Origin of the sequence: Cryobacterium sp. 10I1, from assembly GCF_035019805.1 — a bacterium.
Classification (GTDB): Bacteria; Actinomycetota; Actinomycetes; order Actinomycetales; family Microbacteriaceae; genus Cryobacterium; species Cryobacterium glucosi.
Genome location: NZ_JASJVF010000444.1, coordinates 1 through 1,508, shown reverse-complemented (window position 1 = coordinate 1,508; position 1,508 = coordinate 1). Strand labels below are relative to the sequence as shown.

Annotated in this window: 3 protein-coding genes; 1 reads left to right on the top strand and 2 read right to left on the bottom strand. The window is 67.7% G+C overall.

The window, feature by feature from the left end:
* Nucleotides 1-5: 5 nt before the first annotated feature.
* Nucleotides 6-173, top strand: coding sequence for an aldehyde dehydrogenase family protein (locus tag QN345_RS18925; RefSeq protein ID WP_323509097.1), 168 nt, complete (start codon nucleotides 6-8; stop codon nucleotides 171-173).
* A 7-nt stretch (nucleotides 174-180) separates the two neighbouring features.
* Here the strand turns inward: QN345_RS18925 and QN345_RS18920 are convergent, their stop codons facing one another.
* On the bottom strand, nucleotides 181-1,014 hold the full coding sequence (locus tag QN345_RS18920) for an aldo/keto reductase (RefSeq protein ID WP_322188263.1): 834 nt from the start codon (nucleotides 1,012-1,014) through the stop codon (nucleotides 181-183).
* Between the two features lie 48 nt (nucleotides 1,015-1,062).
* On the bottom strand, nucleotides 1,063-1,386 hold the full coding sequence (locus QN345_RS18915) for a DUF2249 domain-containing protein (RefSeq protein WP_134449357.1): 324 nt from the start codon (nucleotides 1,384-1,386) through the stop codon (nucleotides 1,063-1,065).
* Nucleotides 1,387-1,508 lie beyond the last annotated feature (122 nt).

Sequence of the window (1,508 nt, the reverse complement as noted above, 5' to 3'; positions counted from 1 at the left end):
GCATCGTGCACATCAACGACCAGACGGTCAACGACGAGGCGAACACACCGTTCGGCGGCGTCGGCTCGTCCGGCACGGGTTCGCGGCAGGGCGGTGCGGAGGCCAACATCGACGCCTTCACGGAGACGCGCTGGATCACCCTGCGCCGCACGCCGGGCAGCTACCCGTTCTGAGCGGAGCCTAGTTCACGTCGTTGGGGTGGGAGCCCACGCGGCCGGCGCGCTCGAGCGCGGAGATCGTGGCGAGTTCGGTGTGGCTGAGCTCGAAGTCGAAGACGTCGAGGTTCTCGATCATGCGCGCGCGCCGGTTCGACTTCGGGAACAGGATGTTGCCGGTCTGCAGGTGCCAGCGGATGACCACCTGAGCGGGGCTCTTGCCGTGCGCCTCGGCCGCGACGACGACGACGGGCTCCTCGAGGAGTGGGTACTTGCCCTGGCCCAGGGGTCCCCACGCCTCGATCTGAATCCCGTGGGCGCGCGCGAACGCGGTGACCTCAGGCTGCTGGTGCGCGGGGTGCAGCTCGATCTGGTTGACCGCCGGGACGACATCCGTCTCGGCGAGAAGGCGTTCGAGGTGCGGCACGAGGAAGTTCGAGACACCGATCGAGCGTGCACGTCCGGAGGCGCGGATCTTCTCGAGCGCCTTCCAGCTCTGGATGTAGCTGTCCTTCGCCGGCGTCGGCCAGTGGATGAGGTACAGATCGACGTAGTCGAGCCCGAGCTTCTCGAGGCTCAGGTCGAAAGCGTCGAATGCGCTCTGGGTTCCCTGTTCACTGTTCCACAGCTTCGTCGTGACGAAGAGCTCGGAGCGAGGCACGGCGGATGCCGCGATCGCGGCCCCGACTCCGGCTTCGTTCCCGTAGATCGCGGCCGTGTCGAGGTGGCGGTAGCCCACCTCGAGGGCGTCGGAGACGATGCGGGTCGTTTCGTCCGGATCGACCTTGAACACGCCGAAGCCGAGCTGAGGAATGGTGTGGCCGTCGTTGAGGGTCAGGGTGGGCACAGAAGTCGTCATGGGCCCACCCTAAACGCTGGAACCGGACGGAACCTGACCTGCGGCGCTTCAGCGGGTGAGCTGGAGCTTCCACGCCTCGGGCTCGCGGGAAAGATAGCTCACCGTGAACCGGCCCGGGTGGCGCTGTTCGAGCTGGGCGAGGAGGGGCAGCGGGTCGTGGGGAGCGACGAGGACCAGGCCGCCGCCGGGGAGGACAGCGTCCAGCGCGCCGAAAATCGCGGCGTGCCGGATCGCGTGCGGCAGCTGCCGGGCGTCCAGTTCTGGGTATCCTGCGGCCTCGGCCTCGCCGCAGGTGCAGGTGTGGCCGGCGGGCTCGTCGTGGGCCGCGGGCCGGGGTGCGGATGCGGGAAGAAGGGGGATCATGTCAACCATGATTTAAACCTAATATATTCCGCTTTAATTAGCGAGCGGGTCGACGGGCACCCAGTCGCCGCGGAGGCGCACCTCGCACAGCTCGGGGAGGACGAAGGGGCGCAGCTCGACGTCGTCAGGGT

What these genes read in the sequence shown, in the direction of transcription:
- QN345_RS18920 (WP_322188263.1), bottom strand. Translation starts at nt 1,014, where the DNA reads ATGACGACTTCTGTGCCCACCCTGACCCTCAACGACGGCCACACCATT.
- QN345_RS18915 (WP_134449357.1), bottom strand. Translation starts at nt 1,386, where the DNA reads ATGGTTGACATGATCCCCCTTCTTCCCGCATCCGCACCCCGGCCCGCG.